Below are 18417 nucleotides of genomic sequence, written 5' to 3' on the forward strand. Positions count from 1 at the left end.
TTAAATTTCCTGCATTTTACCCCGTAATTTTAAAAAATCAAGATTTTTTTAGTGGTTTTACATCCATTTTGTCATAAGGAATGAGTTTAGTTTTGTATTTTATCTTGTACGTTAACCAGATGATTAAAAATACAGGAATCGTAATATAAGTCGATATAATACCTTTCCAATCCACATGATCGCCCATAAATGCTTGGTAGTTTTGACCTAAAGTAATGAATAAGCAGAGTGCAAACGCAAACAGAGGGCCAAAAGGGAAAAGCTTTGCACGGTAAGATAAATCTTCAAGTTTATAACCTTGCGCAATATAGCCTTTACGGAATCTATAATGCGATACTGCAATACCTAACCAAACAATGAAACCACACATTCCTGACATATTCAGTAGCCAAAAATACACATCTTTTTCACTTACAAAGTAAGTAAGTAAGCAGAATGCAGCAATAATGGTGGTTGCATATAAAGCATTCATAGGTACGCCACGACTATCAAGCTTTGCAAATATTTTAGGTGCACTTCCTTCTTTTGCCATATTCCAAAGCATACGCGTTGAAGAATACATACCTGAATTACCCGCAGAGAGTACGGCAGTAAGAATGACTGCATTCATTAAACCTGCTGCAAAAGCAAGTCCTGCCTTTTCATAAAGAAGTGTAAATGGAGAAACAGAAACGTCGTTGTTATTTGCTGCTTGTATAAGCAATGGATCATCGTAATGAATGAGTGTGCCAATAATGAAAATACAAAGAATATAAAACAACAAGATACGCCAAAAAATTTGTTTAATGGCCAATGGGATATTCTTTTCAGGTGATTCAGACTCGCCAGCTGCAACGCCCACCATTTCCGTGCCTTGAAAGGAAAATCCTGCAATCATTGCAACCCCAATCATGGCTTGTAAGCCACCGACAAATGGAGCATCTTTATAGTGCCAGTTTGCAAATACTGCGTTTGGTTCACTCATCATAATCTTAAAGATCATGAAAATACCCAACCCAATGAAGGCAACAATGGCAATGACTTTAATGAGAGAGAAAACAAATTCACTTTCTCCAAAGCCTTTTACCGACATGGCATTAATTGCAAAAATAATGCTGAGAAAGGCAAGGCTCCACCAAAATCCGGGAATATCTGGGAACCAAAACTTCATAATGAACTGAACAGCAACCAGTTCAAAGGCAACTGTAATTGCCCAGTTGTACCAATAGTTCCAACCTAATGCGAAGCCGAAGCCATTTTCTACATACTTGTTTCCGTAGGTAAAGAATGCACCTGTGGTTGGATTATGTGTTGCAAGCTCGCCAAGACTGGTCATTAAGAAGTAAATCATGACGCCAATAACTGCATAAGCGAGTAAAGCACCGCCTGGCCCCGCACTTGCAATTGTTGACCCTGAAGCAAGGAAGAGCCCTGTACCAATACAGCCACCAATTGCAATCATATTTAGATGACGTGCACCAAGCTTACGTTGTAAATTCGCAGGTTGATTTTGTTCGCTCATCTAAATTCCTTTGTTTTAAAATTTTGCATTGTTGGCATATAACACCTTAAAACCTTGTTGATCAGCCTTGACGGTACATTTACCGACATATTGTTCAATGAGTATTGAATAGTTTAAAAAACGATTTGCAACAATCCATAATTCACCATTTGCATTTAAGTGCAATTTTGCCTGTTGGCAGAGTCCTTCGCTTGCTGCGTAGTTGGTATGAATACCTTGATGAAAGGGAGGGTTACTCACGATTGCATCTAGATCGCATGGTGCGTCTTCGATACCAGTTACAGCATGTGTATGAAGTTGATGAGTAGGAATGTTGTTACGCTCAAAAGTAATCTTTGTTGAGGCAAGTGCAAAAGCATCTACATCGAGTGCATATACAATATTGCTTGGGTTTAGCTTTGCTAAATAGCAGCTAATGATCCCCGCACCACAGCCAAAGTCGGCAAGTGTACCTGATTTTACTTGTTCTAAATAGGGGAGCAGTACCCCTGTGCCAACATCTAAGTGATTTTGACTAAATACACCAGGTAAGCTATAGATGCTAAGAGAAATATGATCATTAACGACGTCATATTTTTGCAGCCAGTCTGTGAGAGGCTTATGAGGTACTGTTTTTTCAAGTGTTGTTTGCCAAAATTGACAATGTCTTGCACTATCTAGTTTTTTCGTTTGACCATAGTCTTTTAATTGTTTTGCTGCGCGCTCAACGCCACCTTTTTTCTCGCCCACTAAAAATATCTGTGCACCTTGAGGCAGATGACTTGCAACCTCATAAAGTACATAGTTAAGTAACTCTTTAGACTTAGGCACAAAAATAACGACTTGATCATAGGCTTCTTGTGGAAAGCTTGTACCAAAAAAACTGGTGTAGCCCTGTTTAACTTGAGCTTGGTGATCTGCATAATTCCAAGTCCAAATTGAACTTTGTACAGATTGATCAAGTGTTGATATTAAATTATCGCTTGGGGCGTGAATAAACAACACGTTCCCTTTGAGATAATCTTTTTGTCGTAAGACAACCTCACTTCTTGGATCCATAAATTTCTCTTTTGCAGGCACATGCCCAGTGGATACTGGGCAGTGAAACTTTATTCTTTGTTTTCAGGCAATACAACATTTAATATTAAAGCTGTAATACCACCTGTTGCGACACCAGAACTAAAAATATTGCGTAGTAAATCTGGCATATGTTTTAGAAAATCTGGAACTTGTGCAATACCTAAGCCGAGTGCAAGAGAAATGGCAATAATTAAAAGCGCACGGCGATCTAACTTTATTCCTGAAAGGATATTAATGCCTGAAGCTGCAACGGCACCAAACATCACCATGACTGCACCACCAAGCACAGCTTGAGGAACTGCTTGAATAACCCCCGCAATTTTAGGGAATAAACCAAGTAGAACCAATAAGGCTGCAATCCATAAACCAACATAGCGACTCGCAACACCTGTAAGTTGAATGACACCATTATTTTGTGCGAAAACAGAACTTGGGAATGTATTAAATATACCTGCTAAAAAAGAGTTAGCACCATTGACCAATACACCACCTTTAATCCGCTGCATCCAAACTGGACCGCTGACAGGTTGATGTGAAACCTTACTTGTTGCAGTGATATCACCAATTGCTTCTAAAGAAGTAACAAGATAAATAAAAGCAAGTGGTAGAAATAATGACCAATCAAATGCAAGACCAAAGTGAAGTGGTGTTGGAATTTGAAATGTAGGTGCTGTGTGAAAAGCAGAGAAGTCTAAGTGTCCCATGAAGCCCGCGAGAAGATAGCCACTGACCAATGCGAGTAGGATAGCTGAGCTTTTTACCCAAATAATAGGAATACGGTTCAAGACAACAATAATTGCAAGTACAGTACAAGACATAATCAGGTTGTCTGCATTAGCAAAACTTCCATCAGCCATTGCACCATAACCGCCGCCCATACTAATGAGTCCTTCTTTAATAAGTGTTAGACCAATAAGTAGGACAACAATACCTGTAACAAGAGGTGTAATGAGTTTTTTTACCCAAGGTAAAATACGTGAAACACCCATTTCAATGAAGGCACCCGCAATGACAACACCAAAAATTGCAGCCATAACTTGTTGATAAGGCGTACCATTTGCAATCATAAGGCTACCAATTGCCATAATTGGACCAATAAAGTTAAAGCTTGTGCCTTGTACAATAAGTAACCCTGCACCTAAAGGCCCTACTTTTTTACACTGTAGGAATGTAGCAATCCCTGAAATGACCAATGACATTGAAAGAATCATGGTTGTTTCATGTGCGGGGACTTTGAGTGCCCCACAAATAAGTAAGCCCGGCGTTAAAATTGGGACTAAAATGGCAAGCAAATGTTGCAGTGCAGCAAAGAGAGCAGTTGATGATTTTGGGCGGTCTTCTAACTGAAGAATAAGTTCAGATGAATTATCTTTGCCCGAAGATTGTGGGTCTGACATAAAAGTATGGTATAAATAGAGATGTCGCTATTCTAATCGACTTACATGTCTTTACAAAATAAAACATGTTACTGCATTTAAAAAAATGCAGTTGTCAATTAGATGTCACTACTAAATAGTAGAGTTTTTTTGTATAATTTGCCCTCAAATTTTAGGCGTATCGAAATTCATGTCATTAGATATTAAAAATCTCCGCAATATCGCAATTATTGCGCACGTTGACCACGGTAAAACAACGTTAGTCGATAAACTTTTACAACAATCTGGCGCACTCGGTGAACGTGCTGGCGAGATTGAGCGTGTCATGGACTCAAATGCGCTAGAAAGTGAACGTGGTATTACGATTCTTGCGAAGAATACTGCCATTACTTGGTTAGATAAACGTACAGATACAACTTACCGCATTAACATTGTGGATACCCCGGGACATGCAGACTTCGGTGGAGAAGTTGAACGTGTAATGTCTATGGTTGACTGTGTATTACTTCTAGTTGACTCACAAGATGGCCCAATGCCACAAACACGCTTTGTAACTTCAAAAGCATTTGCTCGTGGTTTAAAACCAATCGTTGTTTTAAACAAAGTTGACCGTCCGGGCGCTCGTCCTGATTGGGTAATGGATCAAGTATTTGATTTGTTTGATAACTTAGGTGCAAGCGATGAACAGCTTGACTTCCCAGTTGTTTATGCTTCTGGTCTAAATGGTATTGCTGGTCGTGAAGCTGATAACTTAGCACCAGACATGACGCCGTTGTTTGAAACAATTGTAGACATTGTTGAACCACCTAAAGTAGATGCTGATGGTCCATTCCAAATGCAGATTTCATCACTTGACTATAACAGTTTTGTGGGTGTAATCGGTATTGGTCGTATTCAACGTGGTTCTGTTAAATTAAACACACCAGTTACTGTAATTGATAAAGAAGGTAAGACACGTAACGGTCGTATCTTAAAAATTATGGGTTACCACGGTCTTGATCGTGTAGATGTTGAATCTGCAGGTGCAGGCGACATCGTATGTATTACTGGTATTGATGCACTTAACATTTCTGACACAATTTGTGATCCAAAAAATGTTGAAGCATTACCACCATTGTCTGTAGATGAACCTACAGTATCTATGACGTTCCAAGTAAACAACTCTCCGTTTGCTGGTCGTGAAGGTAAGTTTGTAACATCACGTAATATTCGTGAACGTCTAGATCGTGAATTAATTCATAACGTTGCATTACGTGTTGAAGATACAGACAGTCCAGACCGTTTCAAAGTTTCTGGTCGTGGTGAACTTCATTTATCTGTATTGATCGAAAACATGCGTCGTGAAGGTTTCGAGATGGGTGTATCTCGTCCTGAAGTGATCATGAAAGAGATTGATGGTGAAATCCAAGAACCATATGAAAACGTAACATTTGATGTTGAAGAGCAACATCAAGGTGCGATTATGGAGCAGATGGGTAACCGTAAGGGCGAAATGACAAATATGGAGCTCGACGGTAAAGGTCGTATCCGTATCGAAGCAACTGTACCATCTCGTGGTCTAATTGGTTTCCGTTCAGAGTTCTTAACCATTACTTCTGGTTCAGGAATCATGACATCAAGCTTCTCTCACTATGGTAAAGCGAAGCAAGGTGCTGTTGCACAACGCCAAAATGGTGTACTTATCTCTATGGTAAATGGTACATGTTTAGCGTTTGCTCTATTCACTTTACAAGACCGTGGTCGTCTGTTTGCAGAACCACAGTTAGAAGTGTATGAAGGCATGATTGTGGGTATTAACTCACGTTCTGACGACATGACAGTAAACCCAACGAAAGCAAAACAGTTAACAAACATGCGTGCATCTGGTACAGATGAAGCATTAACATTAACACCTGCAATTCGTATGACATTAGAGCAAGCACTTGAGTTCATTCAAGATGACGAACTTGTAGAAGTAACGCCTAAGTCTATTCGCGTACGTAAAAAATTCTTAACTGAAAATGAACGTAAGCGTAACCGTGGTAAATAATTTAGTGTGATTGATGAAAAGCTGCTCTTAGGGGCAGCTTTTTTATTTGAACAACATCAAATTGTTCACTTTAAGTGTCTATTACTTTTCTTTATTTTAAAAAAAGATTAAATTAGACCATAATAATAAAGGCTTATTTTATTTAAACGTAAACAATAGCGTAAGCTTAATGAACGAATAAAAAATTGTGGAGATACCTTATGAGTATAATGAAAGAATTCCGTGAGTTTGCGGTAAAAGGCAATATGATTGACCTTGCTGTGGGTGTAATTATTGGTGGTGCTTTTGGTAAGATCGTTGACTCTTTAGTAAAAGATGTAATCATGCCAATTATTACGATGATTACAGGTGGTGGGGTCGATTTTACACAAAAATTTATTATTCTTGGGAAAAACCCAAATAATTTGCAAACACTTGCTGAGTTACAAAAAGCAGGTGTAAACGTATTAACTTATGGTAACTTCCTAACGATCTTAATCAACTTTATCATTTTGGCATGGGTTGTATTTTTGATGGTAAAAGTTATTAATAAAATGCGCCGTAAAGAAGAAGCAGCGCCTGCTAAACCTGCGCCAACACCAGAAGATATTCAGTTACTACGTGAAATTCGTGATGAATTAAAAGCACGTAAAGATGCTTAATCAATAGATAAAAATAAAAGGCCGTAAAGGCCTTTTATTTTTAGAAGTCCATTCGAAATTTAACTTCAACCAAATGATATCCAAACTTACTTTTTACAGGACCTTGAACAACTTTTTCAGGTGCTGAAAAAACAAGTTTATCAATGATAGGGACAAGCTGCCCTTTCTTCACTTCGCCAAGCTCTCCACCACGTTTAGCAGAGTTACAAGTTGAGTGCTGTTTAGCAAGTTTTGCAAAATCACCACCGCGTGCAAGCTTTTCTTTGAGTTGTTTTGCAATTTCGATATCTTTGACGAGAATATGTCTAACAATTGCTGTTTTCATTATTCAACGACCTTTAATTTTAATGGCTGGCATTGTGGACAAAATACACTTGCACGCTGTCCAAGTTTAATATTTTCTAAGGTCGTTTCACAGTTCACACACATTTCACCTGCGCGACCATATGCAAGTAGGGTTTGTTGGAAATAACCATTTTCGCCATTGGCATTGGTATAATCCCTTAGTGTCGAACCACCAAGCTCAATGGCTTGTTTTAAAATCCTTTTAATTTCGATCACAAGTTTGTCAATCTGTTGATGTATCAAAGTATTTGCTGGCTGGGCAGGGTGAATGCCTAAATTAAATAAACTCTCCGTTGCATAAATATTACCTACACCAACGACAACATGGTTATCCATCAGTGCAACTTTAATAGGTGTCTTTTTGTTTTTGAGTTTTTCATTCAGATATGTGGTATCAAACTGAGGACTTAGTGGTTCGGGACCAAGTTTGGAGATCAAATTCTTTTCTGTTTCTTCGTTTAACCATAGAATACAGCCAAAACGACGCGGGTCATGATAGCGTAATTCAATATCTCCAAAACCGACAATAAAGTGGTCATGTTTTCTTAATGGTTCATCTGCTGCACAGATTCTAAAACTGCCTGACATACCCAAGTGCCAAAGCATATTATTTTGTTCAAAAGAGGCAATAATGTATTTAGATCGGCGTGATAAGCCAGTAAGTTTCTGACCAATCAATACATTTACGTCTTCAGGTATTTTCCAACGTAGCTGAGATTGTCGAACGAGAACAGAAGTAACATTCTCATTAATGAGTGAAAGCAAGCTAGTTTTCGTTGTTTCAACTTCAGGAAGTTCAGGCATAGCATAACGTCATGACATCAAAAATATATTCTAACATGTTCTGAAAGTCATTATTTAAAAGCAAAATATCTTATGAAAAGTGATAGTTTTGAATTCTATAGAAAATATGAATCATCCATCTCAAACGTTATATAAGTGTTACAATCTATTTGATTTATTTTAAAATATATTCACAAGAATCTTAAAGGATCAAGCATGCGTTCGCTGATAACTATGCCATGGAATACCCCACTTCTTTTTATTTCGGTATGCATTTGTCAAAACTTGTATGCAGAGGATACAGTAAAGGCGATAAAAGACTTGCCTACAATTACTGCTGAAGCGACAAGAACGGGTACAAGTTATTTAGATACTCCAGCATCTATTTACAGAATATACGTACCTAAACAAACGGATAATATTGGTGTGAATTTAACTGAGGTTGTGCAGGGCATACCTAGTCTTCAATTGAATAATCGTCAAAATTATGCACAAGATTTGCAGCTCTCTATGCGAGGATTTGGTGCACGATCTACATTTGGTGTCCGTGGTATTCGCATTTATGTTGATGGTATTCCTGCAACAATGCCTGATGGTCAAGGACAAACTTCAAATATTGATTTAAATAGTCTAGACCATGTTGAAGTCCTCACAGGACCATTTTCTTCTTTATATGGTAACTCATCAGGTGGTGTATTACTTGCAGAAACAAAAGAAGGTAAAGGCAAGGATTCAGTGACTCTCAACTATGGTGGTGGTAGTCATAATAGTAATCATACAGGGATGATTTTACAGGGTGGGGCAGAATCATCATCACAACCTGCCTATGTCATTAGCTCTTCTTATTTTAATACAGATGGCTATCGTGACCATAGTGCCGCAGATAAAGTATTGAATAATGCTAAACTCACATGGAATTTAGACGATGGCAGTAAAATTAATTGGATAACGAATTACGTTAAAATTCATGCAGCTGACCCAATGGGTTTAACCAAAGCGCAATGGTTAAGCAATCCAAAGCAAGTCCAATCGGGTGTTTTGAAATATAATACAAGAAAAGATTTAGAGCAGACACAGACTGGAATTACATGGTCTAAACCAATTGATGACCATAATAGTGTATATGCCATGGGATATATTGGAAACCGTCAAGTGACACAATACCAATCTATTCCAAACCAAGTTCAACGCCTTATTCCTAATACAAATATTGTAAATAAAAATCATGCTGGTGCGGTAATTGATTTTGATCGTACCTATTATGGTGCAGATTTCCGCTGGACAGGAAAAGACTTATTACCGAATACCACAATTAATGCAGGTTTAGCTTTAGATGCAATGAATGAAGATCGTAAAGGGTATGAAAACTTTACAAGATCTAAGGCAGATACACAGGGTACGGATTATAATTTTGGTGAAAAAGGAAATATTCGCCGTAATGAGAATAATACTTTATGGAATGCAGATCCTTATATTCAAGCATCTTGGCAGTTTTTACCTGCTTGGCGCATAGATACAGGATTACGTTATAGTAATGTGCACTATAAGTCTAAAGATCATTATTTAAGTAATGGTGATAATAGTGGGAAAACAGATTATAATCATGCGTTGCCTTCAGCGGCACTAAGCTGGAAAATCACACCAAATTTATTGGCATATACCAGTTATGCGAAAGGCTTTGAAACACCGACATTTACTGAGATGGCTTATAATGCTGATGGAAGTGCAGGGTTTAATTTTGCATTACAACCTTCGACCAGTGATAACTATGAAGTTGGTTTAAAAGCAGATAATCAATTCGGTATTTTTGCTTTGACAGGGTTTCTGAGCCAAACAAAAAATGACATTGTTTCAGCAGGAACAAGTAATGGACGAGCAACTTTTAGAAATGCAGATAAAACACTTCGCCAAGGTATTGAAGCATCTTGGAGTAAGAAGCTGTGGCGTGATTTAACTGCACAAGCAAGTTATAGCTACTTAGATGCAACGTTTGATGCTTCTGTTCCAGAAATTAGAAAAAATAATAGGTTGATAGCAAATTCAATTCAAAAAGGAAGCTATATACCGGGAGTTGCAAAGAATCAGGCTTTTGCAAGTTTAGGTTGGAGACCTGAAGTTGGTTTTCATGCTGGAGTCGATGTTCGCTATATGGATAAAATTTATATAGATGATCAAAATACAGATGCAGCACCGAGTTATACCATCACAGCTATAGATGTAGGTTATGCTTACAAATATAAAGATTGGTCTGTGAATACCTATGCATGTGTCGATAATTTATTCAATCGAAATTATATTGGTTCTGTGATTGTAAATGAGTCTAATGGTAACTACTTTGAACCTGCGGATAAACGAAATTGGAGTGCTGGTTTAAGCATTAGTAAGCAATTCTAAATAGAGTATATAACATGAAATCATTGCTGTTTAAACCATTGGTTCTAGACCAGCTTGAGTTAGCAAATAAAATATGTATTGCACCTATGTGTCAATATGCTGCAAACCTTGAGGGTGAGATACAATTTTGGCATGAGCAGCAATGGGCGAGTTATGCACTTTCTGGTGCAGGGTTCTGCATTGTTGAAGCGACAGCAATTAATCCTGAGGGACGTATTAGTGATGCAGACCTTGGTTTGTGGAATGACAGCCAAGCGCTAAAAATGCAAGCAGTACTGAGTAAAAGAAGTACCATTTCTCCCATGCCGTTTGCTATACAGTTATCACATGCTGGGCGTAAGGCATCTGTAGAAGCTCCTTGGAAAAACCAAGATTCTATGACTGTCGATAGGTATTGGCAGACTGTTGCACCAAGTAATATTCCATTTCTTAGTAATGACAGAATGCCAAATGTATTAGGTGCAGAAGACATTATTAAAATTAAACAGGACTTTATTGAAGCTGCCCGACGAGCTGTTCAGGTTGGTTTTAGACTTATAGAAGTTCATGCGGCGCATGGCTATCTATTACATCAATTTTTGTCGCCACTTTCAAATATACGGGAAGATGAATATGGTGGCTCACTAGAAAATAGATGCCGTCTAACTCTTGAGATTATTCAGGAAATTAAACAAGTTTTACCAAAAGGCTTTCCACTTGGTATTCGCATTTCAGCAACAGATTGGATGAAAAACGAGGGTTGGGATTTAGAGTCGAGTATTTATTTGTCAGCACATTTAGAACGATTAGGTATCGCTTATATTCATGTTTCAAGTGGTGGCCTGCATAGAGATCAAACGATTGATGTGAATCCAAATTATCAAGTTCCATTTGCTCAGGCGATTAAGGCAAAGGTAAACGTCCCTATTATTGCTGTAGGACTTATAACAGAGCCTACCCAAGCTGAAGATATTTTACAAAAAGATCAAGCAGATGCTATTGCAATCGCAAGGGCGATACAATATAACCCTCGTTGGCCTTGGTATGCAGCACAAGCGTTAGGAGAGGGAGTTGCAGTGGCCCCTCAATATTTACGTTGTGAACCATATGGTCATCGCGGAAGGTTATTTAAACCTTTTTAGTGTAAAAATTAATCTGTATGCATAGAGAAAGAATGTGTTCCTCACAGTAATTTTACCTATATTATTCTTAGTATTAATTGGGTATTTGAGTGTTAATTGGGGATTACTCACCCCTGAGCAAATAAAAAGTCTTGGCACTTTTGTGATGAAAGTTACATTGCCAGCATTTCTATTACATGCACTCTTAGGTCAAACATTCGAAGAGGTATGGAAGCCTAAATATTTTCTTCTTTATGGTATGGGGTCACTCATTGTCTTCTTTGTGTCCTACTATGTAATCAAACATTTTTTTCATCAACGTTTAACATCAGCAGTTATTTTTTCTTTTGGTTCTGCGATGTCAAATACAGGGCTTATTGGAACAGCAATTGTACCTATGGTGGTAGGAAAAGATGCAGTTGCTTATTTAGCTCAAACAATTTTATTTGAAAGTCTTATTTTAACCACGTTGGTTTTATTTTTAACGGACTCCCATGCATATGAAAAGACAGCCTTTCCTATTTTTATAAAAAAAGTTGTTTACAATGCATTGCATAGCCCATTGGTACTTTCTATTTTAATTGCATTTAGTTGCTTATTCTTAGAAGTATCTTTACCAACAGTTTTAGATGAAACATTTGAAGTATTGGGGCAAGCAGCAGCACCTGTTGCATTATTTATGATTGGTGGTGGTCTTGCTGGTATCAAAGTTAAGCATTTAGATGGACTGGCATTATGCCCAGTTGTTTTTAAAGTGCTCCTGATGCCAATAATGATTTTTGTACTATTTTATATCTTTAGTGAAGATAGAGAAATGATGCGAATTGCCACATTAATTGCAGTTTTACCTATGCCAACATTATTTCAAGTACTAGGACATATTTATGGCATTGAAAAAAGAGCAATTAATGCATGTATTTTAAGTACCGTGATAGGACTATTTCTTGCAAGTACACTTATTTTTCTTTGGTGGTCTTAGTTTCTAGACATTAGCGAGATTTTTTAAGTTGCCAAAAAATCCAACTTGCACAGATAGTTAATGCACCTAGGCATAAAAATGTGTAGTGGAAAGATTGCAACATATTTTGTTTGCCATCAAGATGAATAAAGTTGTTCAGAACAGCACCTCCAATTGCTACACCCATACTCATGGAAAGCTGTTGTACAACGGAAAGTAAGCCATTTCCACTACTCGCATCTTCTTGTTTAAGGTCTTTGATCGTTACGGTATTCATTGCTGTAAATTGAATAGAGTTAAATATACCAAAAATAAAGAAATGAATAAGTTGCCACCACATCGGTGTATTCGGTGTAATCAGCGCAAAACTGGCTATACCTAATCCAACACAGAGAGTGTTTGTAACAAGAACTTTGCGGTAGCCAAAACGATAGATCAGACGTGTGATAAATCGTTTAATCAGCATTGAGCCAATGGCAAGAGGAATCATCATTAAACCAGCAATGGTTGGATTAAACCCTAAAGCAACTTGTAGCATAAGTGGCATCATAAAGGGGATAGCGCCATTGCCTAACCGAGCAAATAGATTTCCTAAAATACCAATGCTAAAGGTATGTACTTTAAAAATACTTGGGTGAAAGAGTGGTGAATGATGACGTAAGGCATGTAGCCAATATGAAGCACCTGCTGACAAACCTATAACTATAAGTAAAATCATACTTGCTTGCGAACGCGTCTGATCGACCATACTTTCAAGCACAAGGGATAAACTAACCATACTTGTTGCAACAAAGATGAAGCCAATATAATCGAAGCTTGCAAGGTGAGACTGCTTCATATTGGGCAATACTTTTAGTGTGAAAAATGCACCGACCATACCTATAGGTACATTAATCAAAAATATCCAATGCCAACTCATCCACTCTACAATGAGACCACCAAGACTAGGGCCAATTAAAGGACCAATGAGTCCGGGAATGCTTACAAAACTAAGAGCAGCCAATAATTGAGGTCGAGGCATCACTTTTAATACGGTTAACCTACCTACTGGTTGAAGCAATGCTCCACCAATACCTTGAAATACTCGTGAAATGACTAAAGTTGTGAGACTTTGAGAAAGTGCGCAGCCAATAGATGCCAAACTAAATAAGATGATTGCAAAAAAGTAAGTACGTTTGATGCCATAACGATCAGTTACCCAACCACTAATAGGAATAGTCACTGCCATGGCGAGAACATAGGCCACAATGACAGATTGCATATTTAATGGGTTTTCATTGAGGCTTTTTGCAATATTGGGTAGTGCGGTATTAATAATCGTACTGTCAAGTTGTTGCATGAAAAAGCCCATGGCAACGAGCCATAAAATAGGCCGGTATTCTTTGCCAATTGGTTCGGGGACATCTTTGGTCTTTGTTCCTTGACTCATTATTATTCTCTTATTTTAGGGGTTATGGCGCTTGTATATGACAAACGCCATGTATTTTCTAGTACATTATTTGGCTCTTGCGACATCTTCATTGAGTGGAGATGGCAACTCAATCACTTCTAAGAAAGAAGTTTCTTCTAAAGTCGTTGGTTTGGCAATAATCAGTGCGATATATTCATTATTTTTAGTCTGAATCATATTGACGATTTGGATGTTGCCTTCGATTTTATTGCCTGCATTTGGAATTTCTTGTGTACTTTTTACAAGGTGTAACCATTGCTTTGGTTGTGCTTTAAACCAAAGTCTTGCAATAATTTCTTGACCCAAATAACAGCCTTTATCGTAGTGTACGCCATTTCTTTGATGCAATCGTAACTCTTGTGGCTGAAAAAGGTGTTCAGTGGCTTGGCTAATCCAAGCTTGCCCATGCTCGATAACATGCTCTTGCCAAAGTTGTATATCTGAAGTAGCTGAAAGAAATATCGTATTATTTTCATGTACATGAGGAAATACCTCACCAACTTCTACGAGTGCTGCTTTTGCAAATGCAGCATATTTTTTAATATGGCTTGAAAAGTCTTCTTTTTGATCTTCTACAACAACAATATCAAACTGCTCAGCATTGTGTTTAGTTAGCCAAAGTCCAAAATGAACACGACCTTTTAAATCACATATCGCCGTGTATTGTGTTGAGTTTTCAGTCAGTCGCTCGACATGTAGTGTGACTTGACCTTGTAAAAATTTAGATGCATCTGCACCTGTAAAAGTATAGTGTATAAATTTTGGATGACTCATCATTATTCTCAAAACGAATGTAATATATAAGTCATTTTGTCGGATTTTTAGAAAAAAATCAGCTTCTGATTTAAAGATGTTTAGATAATAGTTGCTATATTCAAAGTGCTATTTGCAATCTTCTGCATAAAATATAAGAAAAAAATCAAAATGATTACAAAACAGTCACTTTAAAAAGATTTAATCAAGCTTTATAGTAAATGAAAGTATCAAATACAATAAATGGTTGATACAAAAACTAAATAAATATGATGAGGTTATTATGTCTGGTTGGTACGAACTTTCAAAAGCAAAAGATGGCCAGTTTCATTTTGTATTAAAAGCGGGAAATGGTGAAATTATTCTAACGAGTGAGTTATACAAAGCAAAAGCCTCTGCACTTAATGGTATAGAGTCTGTACAGAAGAACTCACCTGAAGACGGTAAATATGATCGTTTAGAAGCAAAAAATGGCAAGCTATATTTTAATTTGAAAGCAGTAAATCATCAAATTATTGGAACAAGCCAAATGTATAGCACAACGCAAACGCGTGATCATGGCATTGAGTCTGTGAAAACGAATGGTGGTTCTGAGAAAATTAAAGATTTAACAGAAGCATAACTTTTTCTCTTTAGGTAAGCATGTGATCTCACATGCTTATTTTTTCAATGATTTCATCAATTTGTTTCAGTCGTTTGACCTCATTCCAAAGTAATTTTGCTTCGGGGTAGGCTTTACTCATCATACCTAACCACTGCTTATATCGACCTACCATGCCCACTTCTGTTTTGCTTGTACCGCTTAAAAAACGAATTTGTAATTCAATTAAGTCCTTCCAATGAAGTAAAGCATGATCTGTATTCTGACGAATACATTGGGTTAAATCTGGTGTAGTTACAGCACCGCGACCGACCATTAAGTCCTGACAACCTGACTGTTCTAGACATGCTTTGGCATGTTGATTATTCCAAATTTCACCATTGGCAATCACATTAATTTTAAGTGCATCTTGAATGGGATAAATTTTTTCCCAATATGCAGGCGGGGTATAACCATCTGCTTTTGTACGTGCATGTACTGTTAACCAATTTGCTCCTGCATCTTCAATTGCATGTGCATTTTCTAATGTATGGTTTTCATCTAAATAACCAAGACGCATTTTTGCGGACACGGGAATAGTGGAAGGAACAGCTTGTCGAACAGCTTTGACGAGTTCATGAATAACTTCAGGCTCATCTAATAAAACTGCGCCACCTTTGTGTTTATTTACTGTTTTTGCAGGGCAGCCAAAATTAAGGTCAATCGCAGGTGCACCTAAAGCAACAGCACGCCTTGCATTTTCTGCAAGCATAATTGGATCATTGCCTAGAAATTGAATATGAACAGGTGTTCCTGCAGAGGTACAACCATTTGATTTTAACTCAGGGCAGTAACTATGGTAGACATGATCAGGCAAAATACTATTTGTGACGCGAATAAACTCGGTAACACACCAGTCAAAACTTCCAACATGAGTGAGTACATCACGCATGATGGGATCTGTTAACCCTTCCATAGGTGCTAAAATGAGTTTCACTGTCACAAACCTCAAGTATTATTTAAAAACAGGGGTTATACGCAAATTAAGTAATACTGTCCATAAAAATGTAATTAACGGCCAATTATAATTTCTAAAATAAATTTACTGCCAATAAAACCAATAGCAAGTAATAAGAAACCTGCCAATGTGAAACGAATAGCTTTTTGCCCACGCCAGCCAAATTTAAAGTGACCAACCAATAAGAAGCCATAAACAAACCAAGAAATAATACTAAATACAGTTTTATGAGCAAGATGCTGTTGAATAAAGCTATCTACCATAAAGAAGCCAAAAAGTAAGGCTGCTGTAAGCATAATAAAGCCTGTCATGAGCATATCAAAGAGTAATGATTCCATGACCTGAAATGGTGGAAGTAGGTTTACCCAAAGTCTTTTTTGTTTCTTTTTTAATTCTTGGTCTTGAAACCACATCATAATCGCTTGGATTGTTGCCATAAGCAGTACGGCATAGGCAGATAGCGATAAAATAATATGAAGATCTAAGCCAATAGAGTGAGTGCTTGCATATTGGTTGGGTTGGCTAAACGCAAAGCCACAAATAAGCCCAATTGCAGCAACAGGAATACCTAGAAGATTCAGTGCAGATACGGGACGATATGTGCTATATAGTACACTTAAAACAAGCATTAGCCCTGAAGTAAACGACAGTAGGTTGAAAACATCGTAATTGACCCCATTTGCTGTAAGCATATCATTATGCAAAACATACCCATGCAATAGTAGTCCGATGGAAATAATGACACTCATAAACCAGTTATTTGGTTTATGCTTGGCCAATAAATGCATAAAGGCGTACCAAAAACCTGTGGTATAGGCAACTAAGGCGAGAACGGTGTACACCAATGGAAGACTGATCATGTCAAACCTTTGTTACAATAATGAATATTCATGCTAGACGATATAAATTTAGAGCGAACTCAAGTATCCTATAGCAATTAATGCATAAATTTTCTAAATGAGAAAGATTTTTTTGCAACTAGCCATTTTAAGCGGAATCTGCAATGTTTGATACCTTAACAGAACGACTCACGCAGAGTCTAAAAAATGTTACCGGTTCAGGACAACTGACCGAAGATAATATTAAAGATACATTACGTGAAGTACGTATGGCTCTTTTAGAGGCCGATGTTGCCTTGCCTGTAACACGCGAATTTATTGCGAAAGTTAAGGAGCAAGCACTTGGTCAAGAAGTCTTAACTCAACTTTCACCAGGCCAAGCTTTCGTTAAGATTGTACATGATGAACTCACAAAAATGATGGGTGAGGCAAATCAGAGTCTTGATCTTGCTGCAAAACCACCTGTTGTTGTGTTGCTTGCAGGTTTGCAAGGTGCAGGTAAAACAACAACTGCTGCAAAGTTATCACGTTATTTAAAAGAGCGTCAAAAAAAGAAAGTCATGACGGTTTCTGCCGATGTTTATCGTCCTGCAGCGATTAAACAGCTTGAAACGGTATCTAATGAGGTTGGTGCAGAATTTATTCCTTCTGATGCATCAGAAAAGCCAATTGATATTGTAAATCGTGCAATTGAACAAGCTAAAATAAAGTTTGCTGATGTTCTTATTGTAGATACAGCAGGTCGTTTACATGTTGATGAAAACATGATGGACGAAATTAAGGCATTGCATGCTGCTGTTAAACCAACAGAAACATTATTTGTTGTTGATGCAATGACAGGGCAAGATGCTGCCAATACAGCAAAAGCTTTTAATGATGCATTGCCACTGACAGGTGTAATTCTCACAAAAACTGATGGTGATGCGCGTGGTGGTGCTGCACTTTCTGTTCGTGCAATTACAGGTAAGCCAATTAAATTTTTAGGTATGGGGGAGAAGTTAGATGCCCTTGAACCTTTCCATCCTGAACGTGTTGCACAGCGTATTTTAGGTATGGGTGACGTTCTTTCTTTAGTTGAAGAAGTTGAACGTAAAATTGATAAAGAAAAAGCCGAAAAAATGGCGAAAAAACTGCAAAAAGGGGGTAGCTTCAACTTTGAAGATATGCTCATGCAGTTTGAACAAATGAACAAAATGGGCGGCATGATGGGCTTCTTAGATAAGTTGCCTGGAATGAGTAATGCAGGGTTACAGCAAGCAATAGAGCAAGCAAAACCTGAAAAGCAAGTGAAGAAAATGGAATCGATTATTCAGTCGATGACGTTAAAAGAGCGCCGTAATCCTGAGTTAATGAACCCGAGCCGTAAAAAGCGTATTGCAGCAGGGTGTGGAATGGATGTTGCTGAGGTTAATAAACTGATTAAGCAACATGCGCAAATGGCAAAAATGATGAAGAAATTTGCAAACCCAAGCGGACTTGGGAAAATGATGCGTTCGTTAGGTGGTATGCAGAAGCAATTTGGCGGCGGTGGTGGTGGTCCACTATTTGGTAATAATAATCCAAAAAAATAGTAAAAAAGGCGCAATGCGCC

The 18417-nt window shown here is 37.7% G+C and carries 16 protein-coding genes; 7 read left to right on the forward strand and 9 right to left on the reverse strand.

The annotated features are described in order from the left end of the window. Positions 1–37: 37 nt before the first annotated feature. From P256_RS10895 to P256_RS10905, 3 genes are read right to left on the reverse strand one after another with little or no spacing between them, the layout of a single operon-like run. Positions 38–1501: an amino acid permease gene (locus P256_RS10895; protein ID WP_023273738.1), complete on the reverse strand. Its 1464-nt coding sequence runs from the start codon at positions 1499–1501 to the stop codon at positions 38–40. A gap of 15 nt (positions 1502–1516) precedes the next feature. Beyond that, positions 1517–2539, reverse strand: a complete 1023-nt coding sequence (locus tag P256_RS10900) for a class I SAM-dependent methyltransferase (RefSeq protein WP_023273739.1) — start codon at positions 2537–2539, stop codon at positions 1517–1519. A 50-nt stretch (positions 2540–2589) separates the two neighbouring features. Further along, positions 2590–3957, reverse strand: coding sequence for a uracil-xanthine permease family protein (locus P256_RS10905; protein ID WP_023273740.1), 1368 nt, complete (start codon positions 3955–3957; stop codon positions 2590–2592). 169 nt (positions 3958–4126) lie between these two features. Here P256_RS10905 and typA point away from each other — a divergent pair, with 169 nt between their 5' ends. Together typA and mscL are read left to right on the forward strand one after the other, a co-directional pair. Then, a complete protein-coding gene (typA, locus tag P256_RS10910; RefSeq protein WP_023273741.1) occupies positions 4127–5965 on the forward strand; it encodes a translational GTPase TypA in 1839 nt (612 codons plus the stop codon). Positions 5966–6165: 200 nt separating this feature from the next. Further along, positions 6166–6606 (forward strand): large conductance mechanosensitive channel protein MscL, encoded by a 441-nt coding sequence (mscL, locus tag P256_RS10915; protein ID WP_023273742.1) that lies wholly within the window; start codon positions 6166–6168, stop codon positions 6604–6606. Between the two features lie 40 nt (positions 6607–6646). Here mscL and P256_RS10920 read toward each other — a convergent pair whose 3' ends face one another. Next, positions 6647–6931, reverse strand: a complete 285-nt coding sequence (locus tag P256_RS10920; protein ID WP_023273743.1) for a peptidylprolyl isomerase — start codon at positions 6929–6931, stop codon at positions 6647–6649. Beyond that, the gene (gene mutM / locus P256_RS10925) at positions 6931–7755 is read right to left on the reverse strand and encodes a bifunctional DNA-formamidopyrimidine glycosylase/DNA-(apurinic or apyrimidinic site) lyase (RefSeq protein ID WP_023273744.1); all 825 of its coding nucleotides are present in this window, start codon (positions 7753–7755) and stop codon (positions 6931–6933) included. The genes P256_RS10920 and mutM overlap by 1 nt, the downstream gene beginning before the upstream one ends. A 195-nt stretch (positions 7756–7950) precedes the next feature. On the opposite strand from mutM, the gene P256_RS10930 reads away from it, so the two are divergent. Genes P256_RS10930 through P256_RS10940 form a run of 3 tightly spaced genes read left to right on the forward strand, consistent with a single transcriptional unit; the run spans position 7951 to position 12207 of the window. Next, complete coding sequence (locus P256_RS10930; RefSeq protein ID WP_023273745.1) at positions 7951–10128, forward strand: TonB-dependent receptor; 2178 nt, start codon at positions 7951–7953, stop codon at positions 10126–10128. A gap of 14 nt (positions 10129–10142) precedes the next feature. Continuing rightward, complete coding sequence (locus P256_RS10935; RefSeq protein WP_023273746.1) at positions 10143–11249, forward strand: NADH:flavin oxidoreductase/NADH oxidase; 1107 nt, start codon at positions 10143–10145, stop codon at positions 11247–11249. Between the two features lie 34 nt (positions 11250–11283). After that, positions 11284–12207 (forward strand): AEC family transporter, encoded by a 924-nt coding sequence (locus P256_RS10940; RefSeq protein WP_023273747.1) that lies wholly within the window; start codon positions 11284–11286, stop codon positions 12205–12207. Positions 12208–12217: 10 nt separating this feature from the next. Here the strand turns inward: P256_RS10940 and mdtD are convergent, their stop codons facing one another. Together mdtD and ygfZ are read right to left on the reverse strand one after the other, a co-directional pair. Continuing rightward, the gene (mdtD, locus tag P256_RS10945; protein WP_023273748.1) at positions 12218–13615 is read right to left on the reverse strand and encodes a multidrug transporter subunit MdtD; all 1398 of its coding nucleotides are present in this window, start codon (positions 13613–13615) and stop codon (positions 12218–12220) included. 66 nt (positions 13616–13681) lie between these two features. Continuing rightward, a complete protein-coding gene (ygfZ, locus tag P256_RS10950) occupies positions 13682–14410 on the reverse strand; it encodes a CAF17-like 4Fe-4S cluster assembly/insertion protein YgfZ (RefSeq protein WP_023273749.1) in 729 nt (242 codons plus the stop codon). Positions 14411–14672: 262 nt separating this feature from the next. On the opposite strand from ygfZ, the gene P256_RS10955 reads away from it, so the two are divergent. Next, positions 14673–15011: a YegP family protein gene (locus P256_RS10955; protein WP_023273750.1), complete on the forward strand. Its 339-nt coding sequence runs from the start codon at positions 14673–14675 to the stop codon at positions 15009–15011. Positions 15012–15039: 28 nt separating this feature from the next. On the opposite strand, the gene P256_RS10960 is transcribed toward P256_RS10955, so the two are convergent. Continuing rightward, the gene (locus P256_RS10960) at positions 15040–15966 is read right to left on the reverse strand and encodes a tRNA dihydrouridine synthase (RefSeq protein ID WP_023273751.1); all 927 of its coding nucleotides are present in this window, start codon (positions 15964–15966) and stop codon (positions 15040–15042) included. Between the two features lie 74 nt (positions 15967–16040). Continuing rightward, complete coding sequence (locus P256_RS10965; protein WP_023273752.1) at positions 16041–16847, reverse strand: cytochrome C assembly family protein; 807 nt, start codon at positions 16845–16847, stop codon at positions 16041–16043. A gap of 143 nt (positions 16848–16990) precedes the next feature. Here P256_RS10965 and ffh point away from each other — a divergent pair, with 143 nt between their 5' ends. After that, positions 16991–18397 carry a signal recognition particle protein gene (gene ffh / locus P256_RS10970; RefSeq protein WP_023273753.1) on the forward strand — a complete coding sequence of 469 codons (1407 nt, stop codon included), beginning with the start codon at positions 16991–16993 and terminating at the stop codon, positions 18395–18397. Positions 18398–18417: the final 20 nt, after the last annotated feature.

Origin of the sequence: Acinetobacter nectaris CIP 110549 (assembly GCF_000488215.1) — a bacterium.
GTDB classification, from domain to species: domain Bacteria; phylum Pseudomonadota; class Gammaproteobacteria; order Pseudomonadales; family Moraxellaceae; genus Acinetobacter; species Acinetobacter nectaris.

Coding starts and splice junctions, on each gene's coding strand:
- P256_RS10895 (WP_023273738.1), bottom strand. CDS start 1,501: ATGAGCGAACAAAATCAACCTGCGAATTTACAACGTAAGCTTGGTGCA.
- P256_RS10900 (WP_023273739.1), bottom strand. CDS start 2,539: ATGGATCCAAGAAGTGAGGTTGTCTTACGACAAAAAGATTATCTCAAA.
- P256_RS10905 (WP_023273740.1), bottom strand. CDS start 3,957: ATGTCAGACCCACAATCTTCGGGCAAAGATAATTCATCTGAACTTATT.
- typA (WP_023273741.1), top strand. CDS start 4,127: ATGTCATTAGATATTAAAAATCTCCGCAATATCGCAATTATTGCGCAC.
- mscL (WP_023273742.1), top strand. CDS start 6,166: ATGAGTATAATGAAAGAATTCCGTGAGTTTGCGGTAAAAGGCAATATG.
- P256_RS10920 (WP_023273743.1), bottom strand. CDS start 6,931: ATGAAAACAGCAATTGTTAGACATATTCTCGTCAAAGATATCGAAATT.
- mutM (WP_023273744.1), bottom strand. CDS start 7,755: ATGCCTGAACTTCCTGAAGTTGAAACAACGAAAACTAGCTTGCTTTCA.
- P256_RS10930 (WP_023273745.1), top strand. CDS start 7,951: ATGCGTTCGCTGATAACTATGCCATGGAATACCCCACTTCTTTTTATT.
- P256_RS10935 (WP_023273746.1), top strand. CDS start 10,143: ATGAAATCATTGCTGTTTAAACCATTGGTTCTAGACCAGCTTGAGTTA.
- mdtD (WP_023273748.1), bottom strand. CDS start 13,615: ATGAGTCAAGGAACAAAGACCAAAGATGTCCCCGAACCAATTGGCAAA.
- ygfZ (WP_023273749.1), bottom strand. CDS start 14,410: ATGAGTCATCCAAAATTTATACACTATACTTTTACAGGTGCAGATGCA.
- P256_RS10955 (WP_023273750.1), top strand. CDS start 14,673: ATGTCTGGTTGGTACGAACTTTCAAAAGCAAAAGATGGCCAGTTTCAT.
- P256_RS10965 (WP_023273752.1), bottom strand. CDS start 16,847: ATGATCAGTCTTCCATTGGTGTACACCGTTCTCGCCTTAGTTGCCTAT.
- ffh (WP_023273753.1), top strand. CDS start 16,991: ATGTTTGATACCTTAACAGAACGACTCACGCAGAGTCTAAAAAATGTT.